This is a genomic window from Pseudomonas sp. W15Feb34 (assembly GCF_023127765.1).
Classification (GTDB): domain Bacteria; phylum Pseudomonadota; class Gammaproteobacteria; order Pseudomonadales; family Pseudomonadaceae; genus Aquipseudomonas; species Aquipseudomonas synxantha_A.
Genome location: NZ_SPKN01000042.1, coordinates 125,854 through 144,548 on the forward strand (window position 1 = coordinate 125,854; position 18,695 = coordinate 144,548).

20 protein-coding genes, 1 tRNA gene and 1 pseudogene are annotated in these 18,695 nt (G+C 55.6%); 14 read left to right on the forward strand and 8 right to left on the reverse strand.

The window, feature by feature from the left end; all coding sequences use genetic code 11:
* Positions 1-3: 3 nt before the first annotated feature.
* Positions 4-621, reverse strand: coding sequence for a bifunctional phosphoserine phosphatase/homoserine phosphotransferase ThrH (gene thrH / locus E4O97_RS19510; protein ID WP_005790415.1), 618 nt, complete (start codon positions 619-621; stop codon positions 4-6).
* Positions 622-769: 148 nt separating this feature from the next.
* Between thrH and E4O97_RS19515 the strand changes: the two genes are divergently transcribed.
* From E4O97_RS19515 to E4O97_RS19525, 3 genes are all read left to right on the forward strand, one after another.
* Positions 770-1,504 (forward strand): phosphoadenylyl-sulfate reductase, encoded by a 735-nt coding sequence (locus E4O97_RS19515; protein WP_032879905.1) that lies wholly within the window; start codon positions 770-772, stop codon positions 1,502-1,504.
* A 474-nt stretch (positions 1,505-1,978) separates the two neighbouring features.
* On the forward strand, positions 1,979-3,508 hold the full coding sequence (locus E4O97_RS19520; protein WP_248161995.1) for an NCS1 family nucleobase:cation symporter-1: 1,530 nt from the start codon (positions 1,979-1,981) through the stop codon (positions 3,506-3,508).
* Between the two features lie 13 nt (positions 3,509-3,521).
* Positions 3,522-4,250, forward strand: coding sequence for an aspartate/glutamate racemase family protein (locus E4O97_RS19525; protein WP_078822066.1), 729 nt, complete (start codon positions 3,522-3,524; stop codon positions 4,248-4,250).
* Positions 4,251-4,365: 115 nt separating this feature from the next.
* Here the strand turns inward: E4O97_RS19525 and E4O97_RS19530 are convergent, their stop codons facing one another.
* Complete coding sequence (locus tag E4O97_RS19530) at positions 4,366-5,289, reverse strand: LysR family transcriptional regulator (protein WP_032879902.1); 924 nt, start codon at positions 5,287-5,289, stop codon at positions 4,366-4,368.
* Positions 5,290-5,394: 105 nt separating this feature from the next.
* Here E4O97_RS19530 and E4O97_RS19535 point away from each other — a divergent pair, with 105 nt between their 5' ends.
* Entirely contained in the window at positions 5,395-6,141 is a 747-nt protein-coding gene (locus E4O97_RS19535) for a 3-oxoacyl-ACP reductase family protein (protein ID WP_032879901.1), read from the forward strand.
* Between the two features lie 127 nt (positions 6,142-6,268).
* Here the strand turns inward: E4O97_RS19535 and E4O97_RS19540 are convergent, their stop codons facing one another.
* Positions 6,269-6,955, reverse strand: coding sequence for an HAD-IA family hydrolase (locus E4O97_RS19540; protein ID WP_248161996.1), 687 nt, complete (start codon positions 6,953-6,955; stop codon positions 6,269-6,271).
* A 108-nt stretch (positions 6,956-7,063) separates the two neighbouring features.
* Here E4O97_RS19540 and E4O97_RS19545 point away from each other — a divergent pair, with 108 nt between their 5' ends.
* The 5 genes from E4O97_RS19545 (at position 7,064) to E4O97_RS19565 (ending at position 9,602) form a co-directional block, all read left to right on the forward strand.
* Complete coding sequence (locus tag E4O97_RS19545) at positions 7,064-7,438, forward strand: DUF2784 domain-containing protein (RefSeq protein ID WP_005790428.1); 375 nt, start codon at positions 7,064-7,066, stop codon at positions 7,436-7,438.
* 145 nt (positions 7,439-7,583) lie between these two features.
* Positions 7,584-7,919, forward strand: coding sequence for a hypothetical protein (locus tag E4O97_RS19550; protein ID WP_248161997.1), 336 nt, complete (start codon positions 7,584-7,586; stop codon positions 7,917-7,919).
* A 101-nt stretch (positions 7,920-8,020) separates the two neighbouring features.
* Positions 8,021-8,653, forward strand: a complete 633-nt coding sequence (locus E4O97_RS19555) for a hypothetical protein (protein ID WP_248161999.1) — start codon at positions 8,021-8,023, stop codon at positions 8,651-8,653.
* A 131-nt stretch (positions 8,654-8,784) separates the two neighbouring features.
* Positions 8,785-9,237 (forward strand): thiol-disulfide oxidoreductase DCC family protein, encoded by a 453-nt coding sequence (locus tag E4O97_RS19560; protein ID WP_248162001.1) that lies wholly within the window; start codon positions 8,785-8,787, stop codon positions 9,235-9,237.
* Complete coding sequence (locus E4O97_RS19565) at positions 9,234-9,602, forward strand: DoxX-like family protein (RefSeq protein ID WP_248162003.1); 369 nt, start codon at positions 9,234-9,236, stop codon at positions 9,600-9,602. The genes E4O97_RS19560 and E4O97_RS19565 overlap by 4 nt, the downstream gene beginning before the upstream one ends.
* A 52-nt stretch (positions 9,603-9,654) precedes the next feature.
* Here the strand turns inward: E4O97_RS19565 and E4O97_RS19570 are convergent, their stop codons facing one another.
* Together E4O97_RS19570 and E4O97_RS19575 are read right to left on the reverse strand one after the other, a co-directional pair.
* The gene (locus E4O97_RS19570) at positions 9,655-10,152 is read right to left on the reverse strand and encodes a DUF2269 domain-containing protein (protein ID WP_248162005.1); all 498 of its coding nucleotides are present in this window, start codon (positions 10,150-10,152) and stop codon (positions 9,655-9,657) included.
* Between the two features lie 3 nt (positions 10,153-10,155).
* Positions 10,156-11,283, reverse strand: a complete 1,128-nt coding sequence (locus E4O97_RS19575) for a saccharopine dehydrogenase NADP-binding domain-containing protein (RefSeq protein WP_248162007.1) — start codon at positions 11,281-11,283, stop codon at positions 10,156-10,158.
* A 539-nt stretch (positions 11,284-11,822) separates the two neighbouring features.
* Between E4O97_RS19575 and E4O97_RS19580 the strand changes: the two genes are divergently transcribed.
* A complete protein-coding gene (locus E4O97_RS19580; protein WP_032895755.1) occupies positions 11,823-12,092 on the forward strand; it encodes a hypothetical protein in 270 nt (89 codons plus the stop codon).
* Between the two features lie 139 nt (positions 12,093-12,231).
* Positions 12,232-12,411: pseudogene (locus tag E4O97_RS19585) on the forward strand (site-specific integrase); the annotation flags it as partial.
* Positions 12,412-12,524: 113 nt separating this feature from the next.
* On the opposite strand, the gene E4O97_RS19590 reads toward E4O97_RS19585, so the two are convergent.
* Both E4O97_RS19590 and E4O97_RS19595 read right to left on the reverse strand, forming a co-directional pair.
* Positions 12,525-14,228 (reverse strand): ATP-binding protein, encoded by a 1,704-nt coding sequence (locus E4O97_RS19590; RefSeq protein ID WP_248162009.1) that lies wholly within the window; start codon positions 14,226-14,228, stop codon positions 12,525-12,527.
* A 544-nt stretch (positions 14,229-14,772) separates the two neighbouring features.
* A tRNA-Ser gene (locus tag E4O97_RS19595) sits at positions 14,773-14,862 on the reverse strand.
* A gap of 321 nt (positions 14,863-15,183) precedes the next feature.
* On the opposite strand from E4O97_RS19595, the gene E4O97_RS19600 reads away from it, so the two are divergent.
* The 3 genes from E4O97_RS19600 (at position 15,184) to E4O97_RS19610 (ending at position 17,961) form a co-directional block, all read left to right on the forward strand.
* Positions 15,184-15,876: a crotonase/enoyl-CoA hydratase family protein gene (locus E4O97_RS19600; RefSeq protein ID WP_078822076.1), complete on the forward strand. Its 693-nt coding sequence runs from the start codon at positions 15,184-15,186 to the stop codon at positions 15,874-15,876.
* A gap of 212 nt (positions 15,877-16,088) precedes the next feature.
* On the forward strand, positions 16,089-16,832 hold the full coding sequence (locus tag E4O97_RS19605; protein WP_103733607.1) for a 1-acylglycerol-3-phosphate O-acyltransferase: 744 nt from the start codon (positions 16,089-16,091) through the stop codon (positions 16,830-16,832).
* A gap of 157 nt (positions 16,833-16,989) precedes the next feature.
* A complete protein-coding gene (locus tag E4O97_RS19610; RefSeq protein ID WP_032879893.1) occupies positions 16,990-17,961 on the forward strand; it encodes a magnesium and cobalt transport protein CorA in 972 nt (323 codons plus the stop codon).
* On the opposite strand, the gene E4O97_RS19615 is transcribed toward E4O97_RS19610, so the two are convergent.
* Positions 17,958-18,683: an amidotransferase gene (locus E4O97_RS19615; protein ID WP_032879891.1), complete on the reverse strand. Its 726-nt coding sequence runs from the start codon at positions 18,681-18,683 to the stop codon at positions 17,958-17,960. The genes E4O97_RS19610 and E4O97_RS19615 overlap by 4 nt on opposite strands.
* Positions 18,684-18,695: the final 12 nt, after the last annotated feature.

Consider the following 18,695-nt stretch of genomic DNA (forward strand, 5'->3'; position numbering starts at 1 on the left):
AACTTACAGGCTCAACTGCCGATTCGACGCCTTGATAAACTCTTTCTTCAAGTCTTCAAACGTATGCACCGCCGGGAACTGCGGGAATTCGCGAATCACATTCTCCGGCGCATGGAACAGAATCCCACGGTCCGCTTCCCCCAGCATGGTGGTGTCGTTGTACGAATCACCGGCAGCGATCACGCGGTAGTAGAGGCTTTTGAACGCCAATACCGACTGGCGCTTGGGGTCTTTCTGGCGCAACTGGTAGCTTACCACCCGATCATTTTCATCAGTGATCAAGCGGTGGCACAGCAAGGTCGGGAAACCCAACTGGCGCATCAGCGGTTGGGAGAATTCGTAGAAGGTGTCGGACAGGATCACCACCTGGAAGCGTTCGCGCAGCCAGTTGACGAACTCGACGGCCCCGTCCAACGGTTTGAGCGTAGCAATCACCGCCTGGATATCGGCCAGTTTGAGCCCGTGCTCGTCGAGGATGCGCAGGCGCTGCTGCATCAGCACGTCATAGTCGGGAATGTCGCGGGTGGTGGCGCGCAGTGATTCAATACCGGTTTTTTCGGCGAAGGCAATCCAGATTTCCGGAACCAGCACCCCTTCCAGGTCAAGACAGGCAATTTCCACAAGACACTCCATTGGATTTATTAGTTGGGCGGGCAAAAGGACTGCCGAACTCTAGCGACTCAAGCACGCCGCCGCAACGCACGGCAGATTTTGATACCATCGCCGCCTATAGAGCGCTCAGCGCCACTGACCTGTAGGAACCGTCCTGATGAACCAAGCCTTCGACGTCGCTGAACTCGCTGCGACTTATGCCAACAAGTCTGCCCAGGATATTCTCAAGCTGGCGTTCAGCCAGTTCGGCGATGACCTGTGGATCTCCTTCAGCGGTGCCGAGGATGTGGTGCTGGTGGACATGGCCTGGAAGCTGAACAAGAACGTCAAGGTATTCAGCCTCGACACTGGCCGTCTGCACCCGGAAACCTACCGGTTTATCGAGCAGGTGCGTGAGTTCTACAAGATCGATATCGAACTGATCTCGCCGGACCAGAGCAAACTGGAACCCTTCGTCAAGGAAAAGGGCCTGTTCAGCTTCTATAAGGACGGCCATGGCGAATGCTGCGGCATCCGCAAGATCGAACCGCTGCGCCGCAAACTCGCAAGTGTAAGTGCCTGGGCCACCGGCCAGCGCCGCGACCAGAGCCCCGGCACCCGCAGCCAGGTGGCCGCGCTGGAAATCGACACGGCTTTCTCCACCCCGGAACGTACCCTGTACAAGTTCAACCCGCTGGCGCAGATGACCAGCGAAGAGGTGTGGGGTTACATCCGCATGTTGGAGTTGCCTTACAACAGCCTGCATGAGCGCGGCTTTATCAGCATCGGCTGCGAGCCCTGCACCCGCCCGGTATTGCCGAACCAGCATGAGCGCGAAGGTCGCTGGTGGTGGGAAGAAGCCACGCAGAAGGAATGCGGGCTGCATGCGGGGAATATCATCAGCAAGGCCTGAGGCCTGGCAAACTGGTGAGGTAAAAATGTGGGAGGGGGCTTGCTCCCGATAGCGGTGGGTCAGTTGCAGATTTTCTGACTGATATACCGCTATCGGGAGCAAGCCCCCTCCCACATTTTGTTTTGTGCGCAGCATAAAATGTACACAACCTTGTAACCATAGGTGCCATTTTTGTGTGCAACTCATATTCGAGCGCACCAAAACGTAACATTCATCTCTGCTAGTCCCCACACCCCCGAATCACGCTACTCCCAATCAAAAATAAATACCTGTTCAAACGGTCAATTTATATTGCTTTTAATTCAGTAGTTTATTTAAAAATACTATAAAAAAGAAATTATCCCCGTTTTTCATATAACGAAAACTGGCACGCATGTGGCTTAGTGAAAAGTACGCTTTGTATACAATCAATACAAAACCTACATACACTTTGCCATCCGCCGCTTTGCTGCCGATGCGCTGGAGCCTGCCGGAATGCGTACAAGTCTTTCGAGCAATATCGCGCTGGATCTGCCCTCCTCCACCCTCCACCCCGAGGCTGCAAGCCCCGGCCCCCTGGTCCTCAGCCCGCGCCTGCACAACAAGGACCTGGCCCCCACCAAAGTCGAGGGCCGACGCTGGGGGCGCTATAGCATCTTTGCGCTGTGGACCAATGACGTGCACAACATTGCCAACTATTCGTTTGCCATCGGCTTATATGCATTGGGCTTGGGCGGCTGGCAAATATTGCTGTCCCTGGGGATCGGCGCGGCGCTGGTGTACTTCTTCATGAACTTGTCGGGGTACATGGGACAGAAGACCGGTGTGCCGTTTCCCGTGATCAGCCGCATCAGTTTCGGTATCCACGGTGCGCAGATTCCAGCATTGATCCGGGCGGTGATTGCGATTGCCTGGTTTGGTATCCAGACGTACCTGGCGTCGGTGGTTTTCCGTGTATTGCTGACGGCGATTCATCCGGGCTTTGCCGACTATGACCACAACTCGATCCTGGGCCTGTCGAGCCTGGGCTGGGCGTGTTTTGTCGCGATCTGGCTGGTGCAGTTGGTGATCCTCGCCTATGGCATGGAAATGGTACGCCGCTATGAGGGCTTCGCCGGGCCGGTGATTTTGCTTACGGTGGCTGCGTTGGCCGGCTGGATGTACTTCCAGGCGGGCGGGCATATCGCCTGGTCGATCCGTGAACCGCTGAGCGGCGGCGAGATGTGGCGCAATATCTTTGCCGGTGGCGCGCTGTGGCTGGCGATCTACGGCACCTTGATCCTCAACTTTTGCGACTTCGCCCGCTCTTCGCCCTGCCGCAAGACCATCCAGGTCGGCAATTTCTGGGGCCTGCCGGTGAATATCCTGGTGTTTGCCGCCATTACCGTGCTGCTGTGCGGCGGCCAGTTCCAGCTCAATGGCCGGGTGATCGAGAGCCCGACCGAAATCATCGCGGCAATCCCCAATACCTTCTTCCTGGTGCTCGGTTGCCTGGCCTTTCTGATCGTCACCGTGGCGGTGAACATCATGGCCAACTTCGTCGCCCCGGCCTTTGTGCTGAGCAACCTGGCGCCCAAGTACCTGAACTTTCGCCGCGCCGGGTTGATCAGCGCCTTCGTGGCGGTACTGATACTGCCGTGGAATCTCTACAACAGCCCGCTGGTGATTGTGTACTTCCTTTCTGGCCTGGGCGCGCTGCTGGGGCCGTTGTACGGGGTGATCATGGTCGATTACTGGCTGATCCGTAAAAGCCGGGTGGACGTGCCGCAGCTGTATAGCGAAGACCCCAATGGCGTTTATTACTACAGCCGGGGGGTGAATATGCGCGCCGTGGCGGCGTTTATTCCTGCCGCGGTGATCGCCATCCTGCTGGCGCTGTTGCCGGGGTTTGCCAGCGTTTCACCGTTTTCCTGGCTGTTCGGCGCCGGCATCGCAGGGTTGCTGTACCTGCTGATCGCCAAGCGTCAGCCGCACTACGCCGATGTCAGCGGCGAAAGCATTGCCGTCGATAACGTCAGTCATTAAACAAGGACTCTCCATGCGTATCCTCGTGGTCAACGTCAACACCACCGAATCCATCACCGACACCATTGCCCAGCAAGCACGGGCCGTGGCTTCACCGGGCACCGAGATTGTCGGGCTCACCCCGTACTTCGGCGCAGAATCGGTGGAAGGCAATTTTGAAAGCTATCTGGCAGCCATCGCCGTGATGGATCGGGTAATGGCCTACGACCAGCCCTTTGATGCGGTGATCCAGGCCGGCTATGGCGAACATGGCCGTGAAGGCCTGCAGGAGCTGCTCAATGTGCCGGTGGTGGATATCACCGAGGCGGCGGCCAGCACCGCGATGTTCCTGGGGCACGCCTACTCGGTGGTCACCACCCTGGACCGCACCGTGCCACTGATTGAAGACCGACTGAAACTCGCCGGCCTGTACCAGCGCTGTGCTTCGGTGCGCGCCAGCGGCATGGCGGTGCTGGAGCTGGAAGCAGACCCGCTGGCCGCTATGGAGGCCATTGTGCGCCAAGCGGAACTGGCGATTCGTGACGACAAGGCCGAGGTGATTTGCCTGGGCTGCGGCGGCATGGCCGGGTTAGATGAGCAGATTCGACAGCGCACCGGGGTGCCGGTGGTAGACGGGGTGACAGCGGCGGTGATGATTGCCGAATCGTTGGTACGGTTGGGGTTGTCGACATCCAAAATCAGAACGTATGCGGCGCCAAGACCCAAAAAAGTCATTGGTTGGCCCGGCAAGTTCGGCCACTGAGATCAAATGTGGGAGGGGGCTTGCTCCCGATAGCGGTGTATCAGCCAGCTTATCTATAGCTGACCCACCACAATCGGGAGCAAGCCCCCTCCCACATTTTGATCACTACAAGGTGTTAGATGGCACTGAATCTTTGGCCTAACTGCTGCTCGGCAAACTGCTCGATGATGAAATCCACAAACGCCCGAGTCTTGCCTGGCAGCAGTTTATGTTCGGCGTAGTAGATGCAAATATTGCCGTCGTTCACATACCAGTCCGGCAATACCCGCAGCAACTTGCCGCTCGCCAGCCAGGGTACGGCAAACGGCATGCTCACCAGCGCAACGCCCAAGCCCTGTTCGGCGCAGATGCAGGCGGCCTGCGAGTCGCTCATGGTCATGCGCGGTTTGAGACTCAGCGGGCCGTGCTCGCCATTGCGATGAGTCAGTTGCCAGGAGCGCACGCGCCCGGTTTGCGGTGAGCGAATCAGGATGCCGTCGCAGTGCTCCAGGTCTTCTGGCTGCAACACCGCTGGGCGTGCCGCCAAATAGTCAGGCGATGCCACCAGCACGCGGTGAGCCGGCGTCAGCTTGCGTGCCACCACGCCTTGGGGCAACTCAAAGCCGCCGCCAAGGGCCGCGTCAAAGCCCTGGCCAATCAGATCGACCTGGCGATTGTCGAAATGCCAATCCGGGCTGATATCGGGGTAGCGTTTCAGAAACTCCCCCAGCAGCGGCACGATATACAAACAGCCGACCACCGTGCCCATGCTGACCTTGAGCGTGCCCACCGGTCGCCCTTCGGCGCTGGCCAGGTTGGCCACAGCATTCTGGATAGTGGTGAGGCTGGCGCTGACCTCTTCCAGGAATAACTTGCCGGCTTCAGTCAACGTAAGCCGCCGAGTGCTGCGCTGAAACAGCCGCACACCCAGGCGCGCTTCCAGTTTGGCGACACTTTTGCCCACGGCTGCGGGCGTCAGGCTCAGGTGCCGGGCCGCCTCGGCAAAGCTGCCACCCTCGGCGCTGCGCACAAAGCATTCGATACTGCCAAAGCTCTCCATATCGGCCACTCTAAACTTTTGGTTTACACAGACTATAGCAATCACGGTCTACCGGCGTGCCGGAGGCAGGTCGATACTCAGCCCATCAACTACTTGGAGATCGACATGACCACACAAAACCTCACCGGCAAAGTCGCCCTGATTCAAGGCGGTTCCCGCGGCATCGGCGCCGCCATCGTCAAGCGCCTCGCCGCGCAGGGTGCTGCAGTCGCCTTTACCTACGTCAGTTCGGCCGCCAAGGCCCAAGCGTTGCAGCACGACGTGATCAGCGAAGGCGGCAAAGCCCTGGCGATTCAAGCCGACAGCGCCGATGCCACGGCAATTCGCAATGCCGTCAACGCCACGGTCGATGCGTTTGGGCGCCTGGATATCCTGGTGAACAACGCAGGCGTGCTGGCCATAGCGCCGCTGGAAGACTTCAAGCTGGAGGACTTCGACCAGACCCTGGCAATCAACGTGCGCAGCGTATTTATCGCCACCCAGGAAGCCGCCAGGCACATGGGCGAAGGTGGCCGCGTAATCAATATCGGCAGCACCAACGCCGAGCGTATGCCCTTCGGTGGTGGCGGGCCTTATGCCATGAGCAAGGCGGCGCTGGTGGGGTTGACCAAGGGTTTGGCGCGGGATCTGGGGCCACGGGGTATCACCATCAACAACGTGCAGCCCGGGCCGGTGGATACCGATATGAACCCGGCGAACAGTGAGTTTGCCGAAAGCTTGATCGGGTTGATGGCGGTGGGCAGGTATGGGCACGTGGAGGAGATTGCCAGCTTTGTGGCGTATCTGGCCGGGCCGGAAGCCGGGTATATCACGGGCGCCAGCCTGACCATCGATGGTGGTTTCAGCGCCTGATTTTGCAAAACCGCAAACCAAATGTGGGAGCGGGCTTGCCCGCGAAGGCGGTGTGTCAGTGCCACATCTGTCACTGCACTACCGCTTTCGCAGGCAAGCCAGCTCCCACATTTTTGACCGCGCGGGGTCAGGCCATGGGGGGCAAGCCGTAGGCGGCCAAATCAAAGTCGGCGAGCTTGCGAATAATCTGGTCAGCATGTTGGTACTTGCTGTCCGCCATGGCCTCATGGGGCACGGCGATGGCGGTCATGTTGGCAGCCTTCGCCGCAGTCACGCCGAACGGCGAATCTTCGAACACCAGGCAATCCTCAGGCGCCACACCCAGACGGCGCGCAGCCGTGAGGAAGATATCCGGCGCCGGCTTGGCCGCACCGACTTCCGGGTCGTCGGCAGTGACGATGGTGTCGAACAGGCCAAACCATTCGCGGTGCAAGGTGGTCTTGTGGCCAAACGAGTTACGCGATGAACTGGTGCCCACCGCAATCGGGATATTGTGCGCCTTCAGATGCCGCACCAACGCTTCGGCGCCCGGCATACCCAGGGCCTTGGGAAACCGCTCGCTCATCAGCGGTTCGCGAATTTCCAGAAACTCGGCGGGCGTGATCGGCAAATCCAGCGCCTTGACCACGTAATCGGCCAGATCCTGAGCGCCTCGCCCGATGATGTGCTGCTTGATACCCCAGTCATAGGTACGGCCATAGCGCTCGGCGATGATCTGCGTGACTTCGGTGTAGATGCCTTCGGTATCCAGCAACAACCCGTCCATATCGAAAATCACGGCTTTGATCGGGACAGCGGTACGCGGTGCATTCATCACGATACAACCTTGGGGCAAGGACTAAATGGATTCAGCACAATAACGGCCACCCTTGCCGGCGAGCAACCCTTTAGACTGTTTGCCCCTCCTTTCGAAGTGCCCACAATGCTCTACCGACTCGTCGCCGACGGCCTCGTGCTGTTTCACCTGACCTTTATCCTGTTCGTACTGTTCGGTGGCCTGCTCGCCCTGAAATGGCCCAGGGTAATGTGGCTGCACTTGCCCGCCGTGGCCTGGGGGATCGCGGTAGAGGTGCTGCACCTGCCCTGCCCCCTCACCCGCTGGGAAAACCTGTTTCGTCACCTGGCCGGGCAAGACGGTTATGGCGGTGGGTTTATCGAGCACTACATCCTGACGCTGATCTACCCCGCCGGGCTGACGGCGAATATTCAACTGCTGCTGGGGGCGGTGGTGATATTGATCAATGCCGTGGTGTATGGGCGGTTGATCCGGAGTTTGCTGGCACGCAGAAGCGCATAACCTTCAGACCCGAGCTTGATCGCCTGGGCGCACGCACAAGCCTGAACATGAAACCTGGGCAGATTGTTTTCAATCTGCCAACCGAGCGCTTAAAGTGTCGCCCCCTCGGGAATTGAATCTCGAGGTTGAGTCCATGGAGTTTCAAGTGAAATACGTCAGTAAAGTAGTTGCAGCAGCTGTTCTTGGTTTCACCCTGGCAGGTTGCACCGGCACCGCCATGAAAACCCAGCAATACGACGCCAGCCAATACACCGTCCTCGGCCACAGCGAAGCCAGCGCCACCGGCATCATGCTGTTGGGCGTCATCCCAATCGGCCAGAACAACCGTTTCGTACGCGCCCAGAATGCAGCCATCAAGGCCAAAGGCGGCGACGCGCTGATCAACACCCAAGTGCAGGAGAAGTGGTTCTGGGCCTGGGTATTGAACGGCTACACCACCAAGATTTCCGGTGATGTGATCAAGCTGAAAACCGCGCAATAAGTGTGAAAAAGCCGCTTGATCTCGGTATGAGACAGCGGCTTTTTAGCGCAAGTGATAGGCGGGTGTGCTAAGTCGAGAGCAGCCGATTAAGGGAAGCAGCCATGCGAATATTGTTTGTATCACTCTTCTGTTTTTTTATAACTGCGTGTTCAAGCAATCCAGCAACGCTGTTTGTAGACCAAGTCAAAAACAGCCAGACGCCTTTGGCTCTCACACCGGTGGAAGCCCTGCATATTTCGCAGGCAGTACCCATGCCTGTCGACCCCGGTTGGCGACCACCTCAATGGAAAATTACCGCCGCAGAACCTCGTATCCTGATCAATGGAACGCCCTCTAATTATCGAGTGTTCAGCACTACCCTGGTTAAAGACAAAGTCTTCCATATCAACGTTAACTCTTGGTGCGTCAACGCTTGTTTAGGATTCAGCAAATACGCTTTGAACCCGTATTTAATCCTCATCGATACCCAGGGTAATGTGCAAGGCGAAGGCTTTGGCAAGGCCACCGGCATAGTCGGAGTCATCAACCAAGCCTTGACCGGTACAGTGAAAAACAGCGGTACTTATTACCTCATCGTCGCCGCAGATAATCGGGCGCCGGGAGAGACCATTGTTATCGACAACGTCCTGCTGATCGGCGCTGCAGCTAGCCCGATAGCGCCTTTGCGTATTGGCATGAACAGTTACCCATTTGGCTCAGTCGGACCGTTTCTGAGTACCGAAGAATCGCCTTGAAGCGGTGACAGATCTGCCTTCGAAACATCGACGCGCCCCCTGAAGCTCATTGGGGTAGCTAACCCCAAACAGCACAGTTTGGGCGAAGGCAGGTATGATCAGACTAACCCGGCCCGACTGGACCCATACACATGCCTGCCTCCGAAACCCACCCTACCCCTGCGCCATTCCTCAAGCCCGGCGAAACCGTGGTGTTGTTCGACGGTGTGTGCAAGCTGTGCAACGGTTGGGCAAGGTTTCTGATCCGCCACGACCACCAACAGCGCTTGCGATTAGCTGCCGTGCAGTCGCCCGAGGGCCAGGCGCTGCTGGCATGGGCGGGGTTGCCGCTGGATCAGTTCGACACCATCGCAGTGATCCGCGACCGGCACTGTTGGGAGCGTTCGGAGGCGGCGTTCGAAATCATTGCGCAACTGCCTGCCCGCTGGCGCCCATTGCTGCTCCTGCGCGCCATCCCGCGCATCCTTCGGGATTGGGCTTACGACCGCATCGCGCACAATCGCTATCGGCTCTTCGGGAAATACGACACCTGCCTGTTGCCGAACCCGGATCATGAACAGCGTTTTTTAAAGGATCAGCCATGAATACCTTGGTACGCATCAACTGGATCGCCCGGGGCGGCCTGGCGTTCATGTTTGCCTACCATGGGCTGGTGCCAAAGCTGCTGTGGCTAAGCCAGGGTGAGCGGGCAATGATCCAGGCGCACGGGATCGAACAGGTGCAGTTGTTCGCTACGCTGGCGGGGATTGGTGAGATTGTCCTGGCGGCATGGATACTGCTTTCGCCACGCAGTGCCTGGCCGATTACAGTGGCTGCGACTGCGCTGACGGCATTGCTGGTGGATGTCGCTATATTGAGCCCGGCGATGCTCAGGGAAGCGTTTAATCCAGTGTCGCTGAATGTGACGGGGTTGGCCTTGTGTGCGGTGGCTTGGAATACCAAGCCCTGAGCGGGCATTTATTTCGGCTCGATCGTCTCAAGTGCAGCTGCCAGTGCTGATATCAGCAACACATAAACAGCCCAATCAACTGCCATGGCGTCATTTTCGTCACCATGATCAGCACGATCACAAACATCCCCGAAAACCCGAAAACACCCATCCAGAACCATTTCCTATAGATGCTGCGGTAGCCATCATCGAGCGCCCTGCCCGTCTCAACCGCACTGAGCGCCATCCGCTGCAAACGCTTCTGCAGCACGAGCACCGGCAGCCAAAGCGCCCCCACGCACAAGAAGATGATCAGTGAAGTCAGCACCCATTCGATGCTCAACGGAATCCCGGCAAGCTTGATCAGCAGAAAGCCGGTGATGATCTGAATGACGCCCGCCGGCGTAGTAATCCAGGTATCAAACTGCACCACCATCCGCGCCACATGGGCGATCACTTGCGGGTTGGCCGTACGGCTCGCGGCAATCAGATACAGATACGAGCCCATGCCGAAGCCGAACAGGAAAATCGCCGCAATGATGTGGATGTACTTCAGGCCCAGATAGAGCATGGGTCAGCCCTGCCCGTCAGAGAATTGCACGGCCAGGCTGAGGTTCGCCGGGTCGTTGATAGCGCTCATGTATTCGTCGACAGTGATTTCGCCAATGCATGGCCGCGCGCCGGGTTCGGGCACATAGCCTTGGGCAATTTTGAGGGATAGAGCAACAGCGGCGCAGCTGGGGATTTCCGGGCCTTTGTCATTCAGCGCCGTCAGTTGCACCAGCAGGGACAGCGATTGCCCTTCTTTACCGAGGCCTTTCACGTCGATGTACAACGCGCTTTTGCCATCGCCAAAGCGCTCGAACCAAGTACCCAGCCGATGCAGTCGTGCAGCCCAGGCAAGATGGTCACGCACGACGCCCCACCGCAGCGCCTGGGCCAGCAGATAGTTAGCAACACCGCCAAGCTTGAGCCCCGCACCAGCCTTGAAGCTCAGGGTGTGGGCACCATAGCGGCCAGCAAAGATATCCATGTCGGGCACGTCCACATTCGCCAGCACCCGCGTGCCAAGCCCAGGCATCTTGCGCAGCGTCAGGTCCTGCCAGCCCAGCACTTCATGCACCTGGCCATGCCTGAGCTGCTTGATGGGTTTGCCCGCGTAAGCCAGCACACCTTCGACGGTGGACCGGCCCGGCATCTTGGCCGAGGAGGAAATACCGTGCTCGATCGAGTCGATACGGGTGAAGCGATAGCGGTACTGATCGATGATGGCCGACGACAGGGTCGGCACCGAGCTGCACCCGCTAAGGATCGCCACGCCTGCCTGCCGTGCTTGTGCATCCAGCATGCTCACGCCGTTGACGAAGGTGCGGCAGTCGGACAAGTCGCAGTAGTTCACGCCAGCGTCGATGCAACTCTGGGCGACGGCATAGGATTGTCCTTGGAACGGACCGCCTGTGTGGATCACCAACTTGATGTTCATCGACCGCAAAACCGAGGCGAACCCGGCTTCCATGGCATCGCCGCACCAGCCTTCGCAGAGGGTGCCCGATTGGTTTTTCAGCTCATCCAACTTGCGCTGCAGCTTGTGTGGGTCGCGGCCAGAGATCACCACCTCAATACCCGGCGCCAATACTAGATGACGACAAACGATGCTGCCGAAATTGCCGTAGCCACCAACTACCATCACCCTGAGAGTCATTCCATTCTTCCCTAAACAATCGATCATGCGCTGAGCCTGAGGAAAACTGGCGGCTGAGTCGGCTAAAGATACCCGATTTGTTCAGCTGCTTGAGCCAGGATCAACGGGGAGCCTCGAGGAAACGGCTACGGTTGTGAGTCAATGCAACGGGTCATGATCACACCACCCGTCGCCAGAGTAGGTTCGAGCTACATGTGCGCCTTCAATCGCACAGGGGTTGGTGGCTTTGGGCAACGTCCTACACATTACTCAGAAGCGACAGGCTGCCGTTTTAAAACCTCAATGCCTATAGTCTTTTGGTCGCCCATATGGCGACCGGGTTTGGCGACTCGACTATAAGATGGCAAAAGCCTCCCGGCTGATTTGCGGGATGCCCCTGCACGCAATAAGCTGCTCAATGGTAGCTGTGCGTGGGAGACCCTCGGGTCTGCCGGTCTTTGTCCGTTCTTATGCCGGTTCGCCAACCTGCGTACAGTTGCCACCTTTTGTTTGGCGACAAATAGGTGGCTTCTACCCCTCCAAGCGAACGGACTTTACGCATGAACCAATACATAGCACTTACCAGCAACGACAGCGCCACACCTGCCCTTTTTGTCGATACCACCGTGCCATTGGAAATACTCCTCGACGCCGCGACCTATCGACTTCGTGCCGTTACACAAGTCCTTGAGAACCTTGCTCTACGTAGTGAAATCAGTAGTGATGCGGTGGTGCTCAGTGATTTTGCACTGCTCTGCTCGATTCCTCTGCGGGACGGGTGTGATTTGCTCGATGTCATTGGACGACGAATGGACGTGCCGTGCGCATGATCTAAGAAACCTACATTTTGAGACTCAAAAACTACACCCCTCCGGTTCTGAAACCAGAGGGGCTGTTTGCTTCAAATTGGTGGTGAAGCGAAAATCAAATAAATCCGAAAATCAAATAAATCCGTCCCCTTTTCTACTAGGTCAATGCCGGCACACGTACGCCAGCCAGTTGCTGACCACCGGTGTGGCTTCGATCGACTGGATAGCAGAACAGATGGGACATACCAATGGGAACATGATCCGCCAACATTATGGAATTTGGATCAACGAGGATGGACCCGACGTAGTTGGAATGTTACAACTCGCTTTAAAACTCTAGCTGTGGATTTTGCATTCACAATCGGATGCTAATGGTCAGAAGAATCATTAACTTTGGATAAGCGGGCTAAGCCTAGATGAGCCCTCTACAAGCATTACCCGCTTATCCCTCACTTACACTTCTAATAGTTTTTTGAATTCATCGGAGGCCAAACCATCCGAAATATTCAATATTTCATTAGGATCTCTGCCCAATACCACTTGTGCATAATTTTTAACCTTTCCCAATAACTCTTTACCTGGGGTGAGCTGTTCACCGTACAGCTCATACCATTGAGCAACGAGTTTATTTATAACATCTATATCCCTACGGCCATCTTTATTCAAACTAAGCTCTGGTCTATCCCTTAAGATAAAATTCGAAAGCTTCCGTTTAGTTTCATCTGCCAGCTCAACTATAAACTCATTATACTTTTTTTCTGCTTCGGGTAGCGGAACACCATACACATTATGAATATGCAGAGGCGTGCAAAAATAAGATTCCACCTCTTGATGCTTAGTCATGAAAAAAATCAGGTCTCGTGCTTCACAGTCGGCAAGTAACTTCAGCACTTCCCTATCGCTATCTATTTTTTGATCCCTGTCTATATGCACAATAACCTTAACTGTCGGGATCTGCTTCCGAACAAAACCCTGAAGTATTTTTGCAAAATCAACTTTTGTACAGCCTTCATATGAATGCAATACAAACTCTTCTTCATTGAGTCCGTTAGCAATCAAAAACTTTTTCAGAAAGTCTTTCTTCTCATCTATCTTATCGACCTTATCTTCCGTCACAATAACGTACTTCAATGCTTTCTTCGCAAACAAATAATCAGCATCCGCCGCGCCAATATCCAATAAAATATTACTACCTTTTACATCTTGAAAAACATTACCATCCTGAAAGTGAACGACATTCGCCTTATCTTCGAGAGCGTCCAATATGTATCTTGAATGGGTTGAAAAAACAATTCTCAGATCATGATTTTCATCAGCCCGTCTAGCTAGTTCTTTAGCTAGCAGCTTTTGTTTTGTTGGGTGAATATGAGAGTCGGGCTCATCCAACAAAATCACTCTAGGATTGAAATACTCTATATATGCAAATATCTGGATTACCTGAAGCAGTCCTGTACCTACGGAATCCAAAGGCAACTCAAGATTGCCATCGATTACAAAAACATGAATAAACTCCGACTTATGCTCATCAAATCTTGCAACCACATCAATATCTATATAAATACTATTTACTGAATCCTTAAATGCCCTCCAGCGCTCGCCGTCTTTACTAATCGAATATAAAATATTTCTCAGATAGTTATTACTATCCCCACGCGTTGCAGACTTTTTGACCGTAATAGCTACTTCATACTTCTCTTGCGTTGGCACCCCAGCAATCCCTGGAACATATACGCAGTAAGGTTTTTCAATATCGCTGAGCTTTTCTCCCAAGTCTTTTCCAATAAGACTAGTCGTAAACCCCCCATTTTTACCTTTTGATATTTTTAGCGTTGAAGTCTTACCATCAGTCAAAACAAACTCAATCCAATTCCTAGCCGTCTTTGTCCGCGACCCCGTCAATCTCTTTCCGTGGTAAAGATACTCAATATTATTGGTTGGAGTATATAGGTATTCACTTGAGTCCAACGACAAGGTTTTAACTCCCTTACCCCAAACGCCACCTTTAAGATTCAATGTTTGGCAACCTGAAATAGCAAACTGAATACCTTGTATAAAGCTGCTTTTCCCAGAATTATTCGCACCAATAAAGATATTCAATGGTGCTAAAGTTACGGCGACATCATCAATTTTTTTGAATTTCTTTATTCTAATATCCATATAATCCCAGCTCTTAATGTATTGAAATTGAGTGTGCGCCCTGACGTAGCCGCAATCACTTGTTTGGCGTTACCGGATAAAGTATCCCGCCGCGCCTTGATACCCAGATGGAATAACCTGTCTACCATAAACGCACTGAATTCTGACTCGGGGACCGAGGACTCACTTCAAGCTCATGCGAGACCTTTTCTTCGGCACGTAAAGCGTTGGTGAACACAACTGCACTGGCGACCTCAATACTCACCTTGGCACCACAGGCAGGACAGATAATGCTGTCACGCTCCTACCTCTTGGAAACGCGCCACTGAGGTCAACGACTTTGAACCACTCAGCAAAGCTGGGACAGGTATGCGTGCTCATGGCAAAAGGCTCCTGGGATGCTGGCCAATTGTATGCACAGCGAAGCAGGAAAAGGGATACCGCGCTCGTATAAGAGAACCAGCAATCTGTCCCAGATCTGTCCCATATCACGCTTTTTTAGACGCCAAAAACCACAAACCCCCAACTTTCTCTAGGAAAATCAGGGGTTTGCGTTTACTAAATGTGGCGGTGAAGGAGAGATTCGAACTCTCGATACAATTTCTTGTATACACACTTTCCAGGCGTGCTCCTTAAGCCACTCGGACACTTCACCGTATCTCGGCAAACCAGTTCAGTCTGTCGAGGCGCGCTAATGTAGTCGAAAGCCTTTCTGATGGCAAAGGTTTTTTTCAGAATTTTCATGCGGTTAGACGGTTATGCCATTCCCCGCCCGGCAAGGGGTGATGATTGTGCCATTCTCGGGCACCGGCGGCAGGCGTCTGGGACGGTTGCTGCGCCCTGCTGCGGGCCGTCTACCCTTGGGGATGCAGGAAAAGCCTGACTGGGTAGTCAGTCACGGCGCTTTACCAGCGCGGGCGTGGTGAGTAACGTCTGCGCATCTACCTCTATAACAAACCCTACAAGGAACCGCGTCATGAGTGAGTTGATTGCCTACCACTTCGAAGACGGTATCGCGACCCTGACCCTGAGCAACGGCAAGGTGAATGCCATTTCTCCGGCGGTGGTCAGTGAATTCAATGCTGCGCTGGATAAGGCCGTGACGGATCGGGCGGTGGTGATCATCACGGGCACGCCGGGGATTTTGTCGGGTGGTTATGATTTGAAGGTGATGACTGCCGGCCCTAAAGAAGCGATCAGCCTGGTGACGTCGGGCTCGACCCTGGCGCGGCGCTTGTTGGCGCACCCGTTCCCGGTGATTGTGGCTTGCCCGGGCCATGCGGTAGCCAAGGGCGCGTTCCTGTTGTTGTCGGCCGATTACCGTATCGGCGTCGAAGGCCCGTTCAGCATTGGTTTGAATGAGGTCGCGATTGGCATGACCATGCACCACGCCGGTATCGAGTTGGCGCGGGATCGGCTGCGCAAGTCGGCGTTCCATCGGTCAGTGATCAATGCCGAGATGTTTGACCCGCAAGGCGCCTTGCAAGCGGGCTTCCTCGATAAGGTGGTAGCACCGGAGGAATTGCACGCAGCCGCACTGGAAGCGGCACGTCAGTTGAAGAAGATCAATATGAATGCCCACAAGCACACCAAGTTGAAAGTGCGCCGCGCACTGCTGGAAGCCCTGGATGATGCGATCATCCAGGATCAGGGCCACAATCTGAGTTAATGCCTACACCCGTCTTACCTAAGCCCGACCTAGCGTCGGGCTTTTTCTTACAAATGAATCCGACATATCCGTAGCCGCTCTAGCCGGCCTTTGTGGGCATATGTGGAAACATGCGCTTAAACATCGCCTATCTCCCACCTCTGTAGGGGCAATTGCCGAATACAGTGCACATCCGTACACTGCGCCACCTTTTGTCCCAATGGGCCGCTTCGATGCTTTTTCTGTTACGTATGTTGTTGATGGGCCTGCACTTTATGATCGCAGGGGTATTGGGCGTACTTTTAGGGGTATGCCGGCCATTCAATCCGGACAACAGCCGCCTCTGCGCCCGCCTTTACGCATTGCCAGCCATGTGGATCTTGCGCCTGAAGGTGAAGACGGATGTCGACTCGCTGCGCAACAAGCCCGGCACCTGTGTGGTGATCGCCAACCACCAGTCCAACTACGACCTGTTTGTACTTGGCAATGTAGTGCCGCACCGCACCGTATGTATCGCCAAGAAAAGTCTGAAATGGGTGCCGCTGTTCGGCCAGTTGTTCTGGCTGGCGGGCAATGTGCTGATCGACCGCGGTAATGCGCACAAGGCCCGACGCGCCATGCTCACCACCACCCAGACCTTGCAACACAAGGACACGTCGATCTGGGTGTTCCCGGAGGGTACGCGCAACCTGGGTAAAGGGCTGTTGCCGTTCAAGAAAGGTGCGTTTCATATGGCGATTGCGGCCGGCGTGCCTATCGTGCAGGTGTGTGTCAGCAATTATGTAACGCAGATGCAGCTCAACCGCTGGAACAGCGGGGAAGTACTGATACGGTCGTTGCCGCCGATTCCTACAACTGGCATGACGGTGGATGACATCCCTCAATTGATGCTGGACTGTCATGCGCAAATGACCGCATGCATTGAAACAATGGACCGTGAACTTGCAGGAGCGAGCTTGCTCGCGAAAACCGTGTAAGCGACGCGGGTCATCTGATAGCGCTGCGTCATCGTTGATGATCTTCGCGAGCAAGCTCGCTCCACAAGGGAATGGGCAATATCAGTCAGCAACAACGGAACGCCATTCAGGCTAAGCTGCCCAATATCTGTCCTCTTAATAAGAAGTGATCAGCACCATGGGTAGAGTTGTTGCGGCCGCCGTCTACAGCGCCGGAAAGAAAGTCTCGGATATCACCCTCGATGAAGGCGCGGCCTGGGCCGCCAAACCCGGACACTTTGTGTGGATCGGCCTGGAAGAGCCCAGCGCCCAGGAGTTGAACAACCTGCAACGCCAGTTCAACCTGCATGAACTGGCCATCGAAGACGCCATGGAAAAACACAGCCGCCCGAAGCTGGAAACCTTCGGCGACGCGCTGTTTATCGTCACCTACTCACCGGTGCGCGAGAACGGCAAGCTGGAGTTTATCGAAACCCATATTTTTGCCGGCAACGGCTACATCATCACCGCACGCAACGGTCACTCGGCGTCCTACGGATTTGTGCGCCAACGCTGTGAGGCGCGGCCGCTGTTGCTGGAGCATGGGGAAGATTTCGTACTCTATGCGCTGCTGGATTTTGTCACCGAAAACTACCAGCCGGTCAGCGAAGCGATCCACGCCGAGATCGATGAGCTGGAGCGCAACGTATTGTGCAGCTCACTCAATGAGCGCGATATCCAGCACCTCCACGGCCTGCGTCGTGACGTGCTGCGGCTCAAGCGTCATGTGGCGCCGATGGTGGAAATCAGCCAGGAGTTGCAGAAGCTCAGCTTCCCGTTTATCGACAAGAACATGCGCCCGTATTTCCGCGATGTGCAAATCCACGTTACGCGGCAGATGGAAGACCTCACCACCCTGCGCGACATTGCCAGCCAGACCATCGAGATCGGTGTGTTGCTGGAGGCGTCGCGCCAGAGCGTGGTGCAGCGCAAGTTCGCCGCGTGGGCGGCGATCCTGGCGTTCCCCACGGCGGTGGCGGGGATCTACGGGATGAACTTTCAGAACATGCCCGAGCTGCAATGGCATTACGGCTATTTTGCGGTGCTCGGGTTTATCGCTGTGGGCTGTGGCGGTTTGTGGGCCAGCTTCAAGCGTTCAGGCTGGCTTTAGGCCGCGGTATCCGGCTTGTGCGCGACAAAGCGCATCATCCACTCCGCCACGGTTACGCCGTGGTGGTCGCGATCCAGGCTGGCCACGCCGTTGGTGTAGACCTTCTCACCCAGGGTTGTCTGAAGAATCTCCAGCAACTCGCGGGAATAATCATGGATAAATTCCGGATGGCCCTGGAAGCACAGCACCTGATCGCCGATGTGGTAAGCGGCGAACGGGCAGAACTCGCTGGAAGCGATGACCGTGGCATTGTCCGGCAACGTGGTGACTTGATCCTGGTGGCTGATCAATAGCGTCAGCTCCGGCACCTCGGGGCTCATCCATGGCGTCTTGGCATCCAGCTTGTAGGCGTGGGTGCCCATGCCCCAACCCTGGCTGGCACGCTCGGCCTTGCCGCCCAGTAGCAGGGCGAGCAACTGATGGCCAAAGCACACACCCAGCAACTTGTCGCCACGCTCGTACCGTGTGAGCAAATAAGCCTTGAGGGTCTGGATCCAGGGGTCAGTGCCGAATGAGTCGGCCTTGCTGCCGGTGATCAGGTACGCGTCAAACACCTCGTCATCCGGCGGGTATTCGCCCTGCACCACGTTGTAGACGACAAATTCGGCGGCAATCGGTTGCTTGGCGAACAGGCGCTTGAACATCTGCCCGTAACCTTGGTACTGATCGATCAAGCCTGGACGCAGGATATCGGTTTCCAGGATGCAGACGCGTAGCGACATAAAAAATACCTG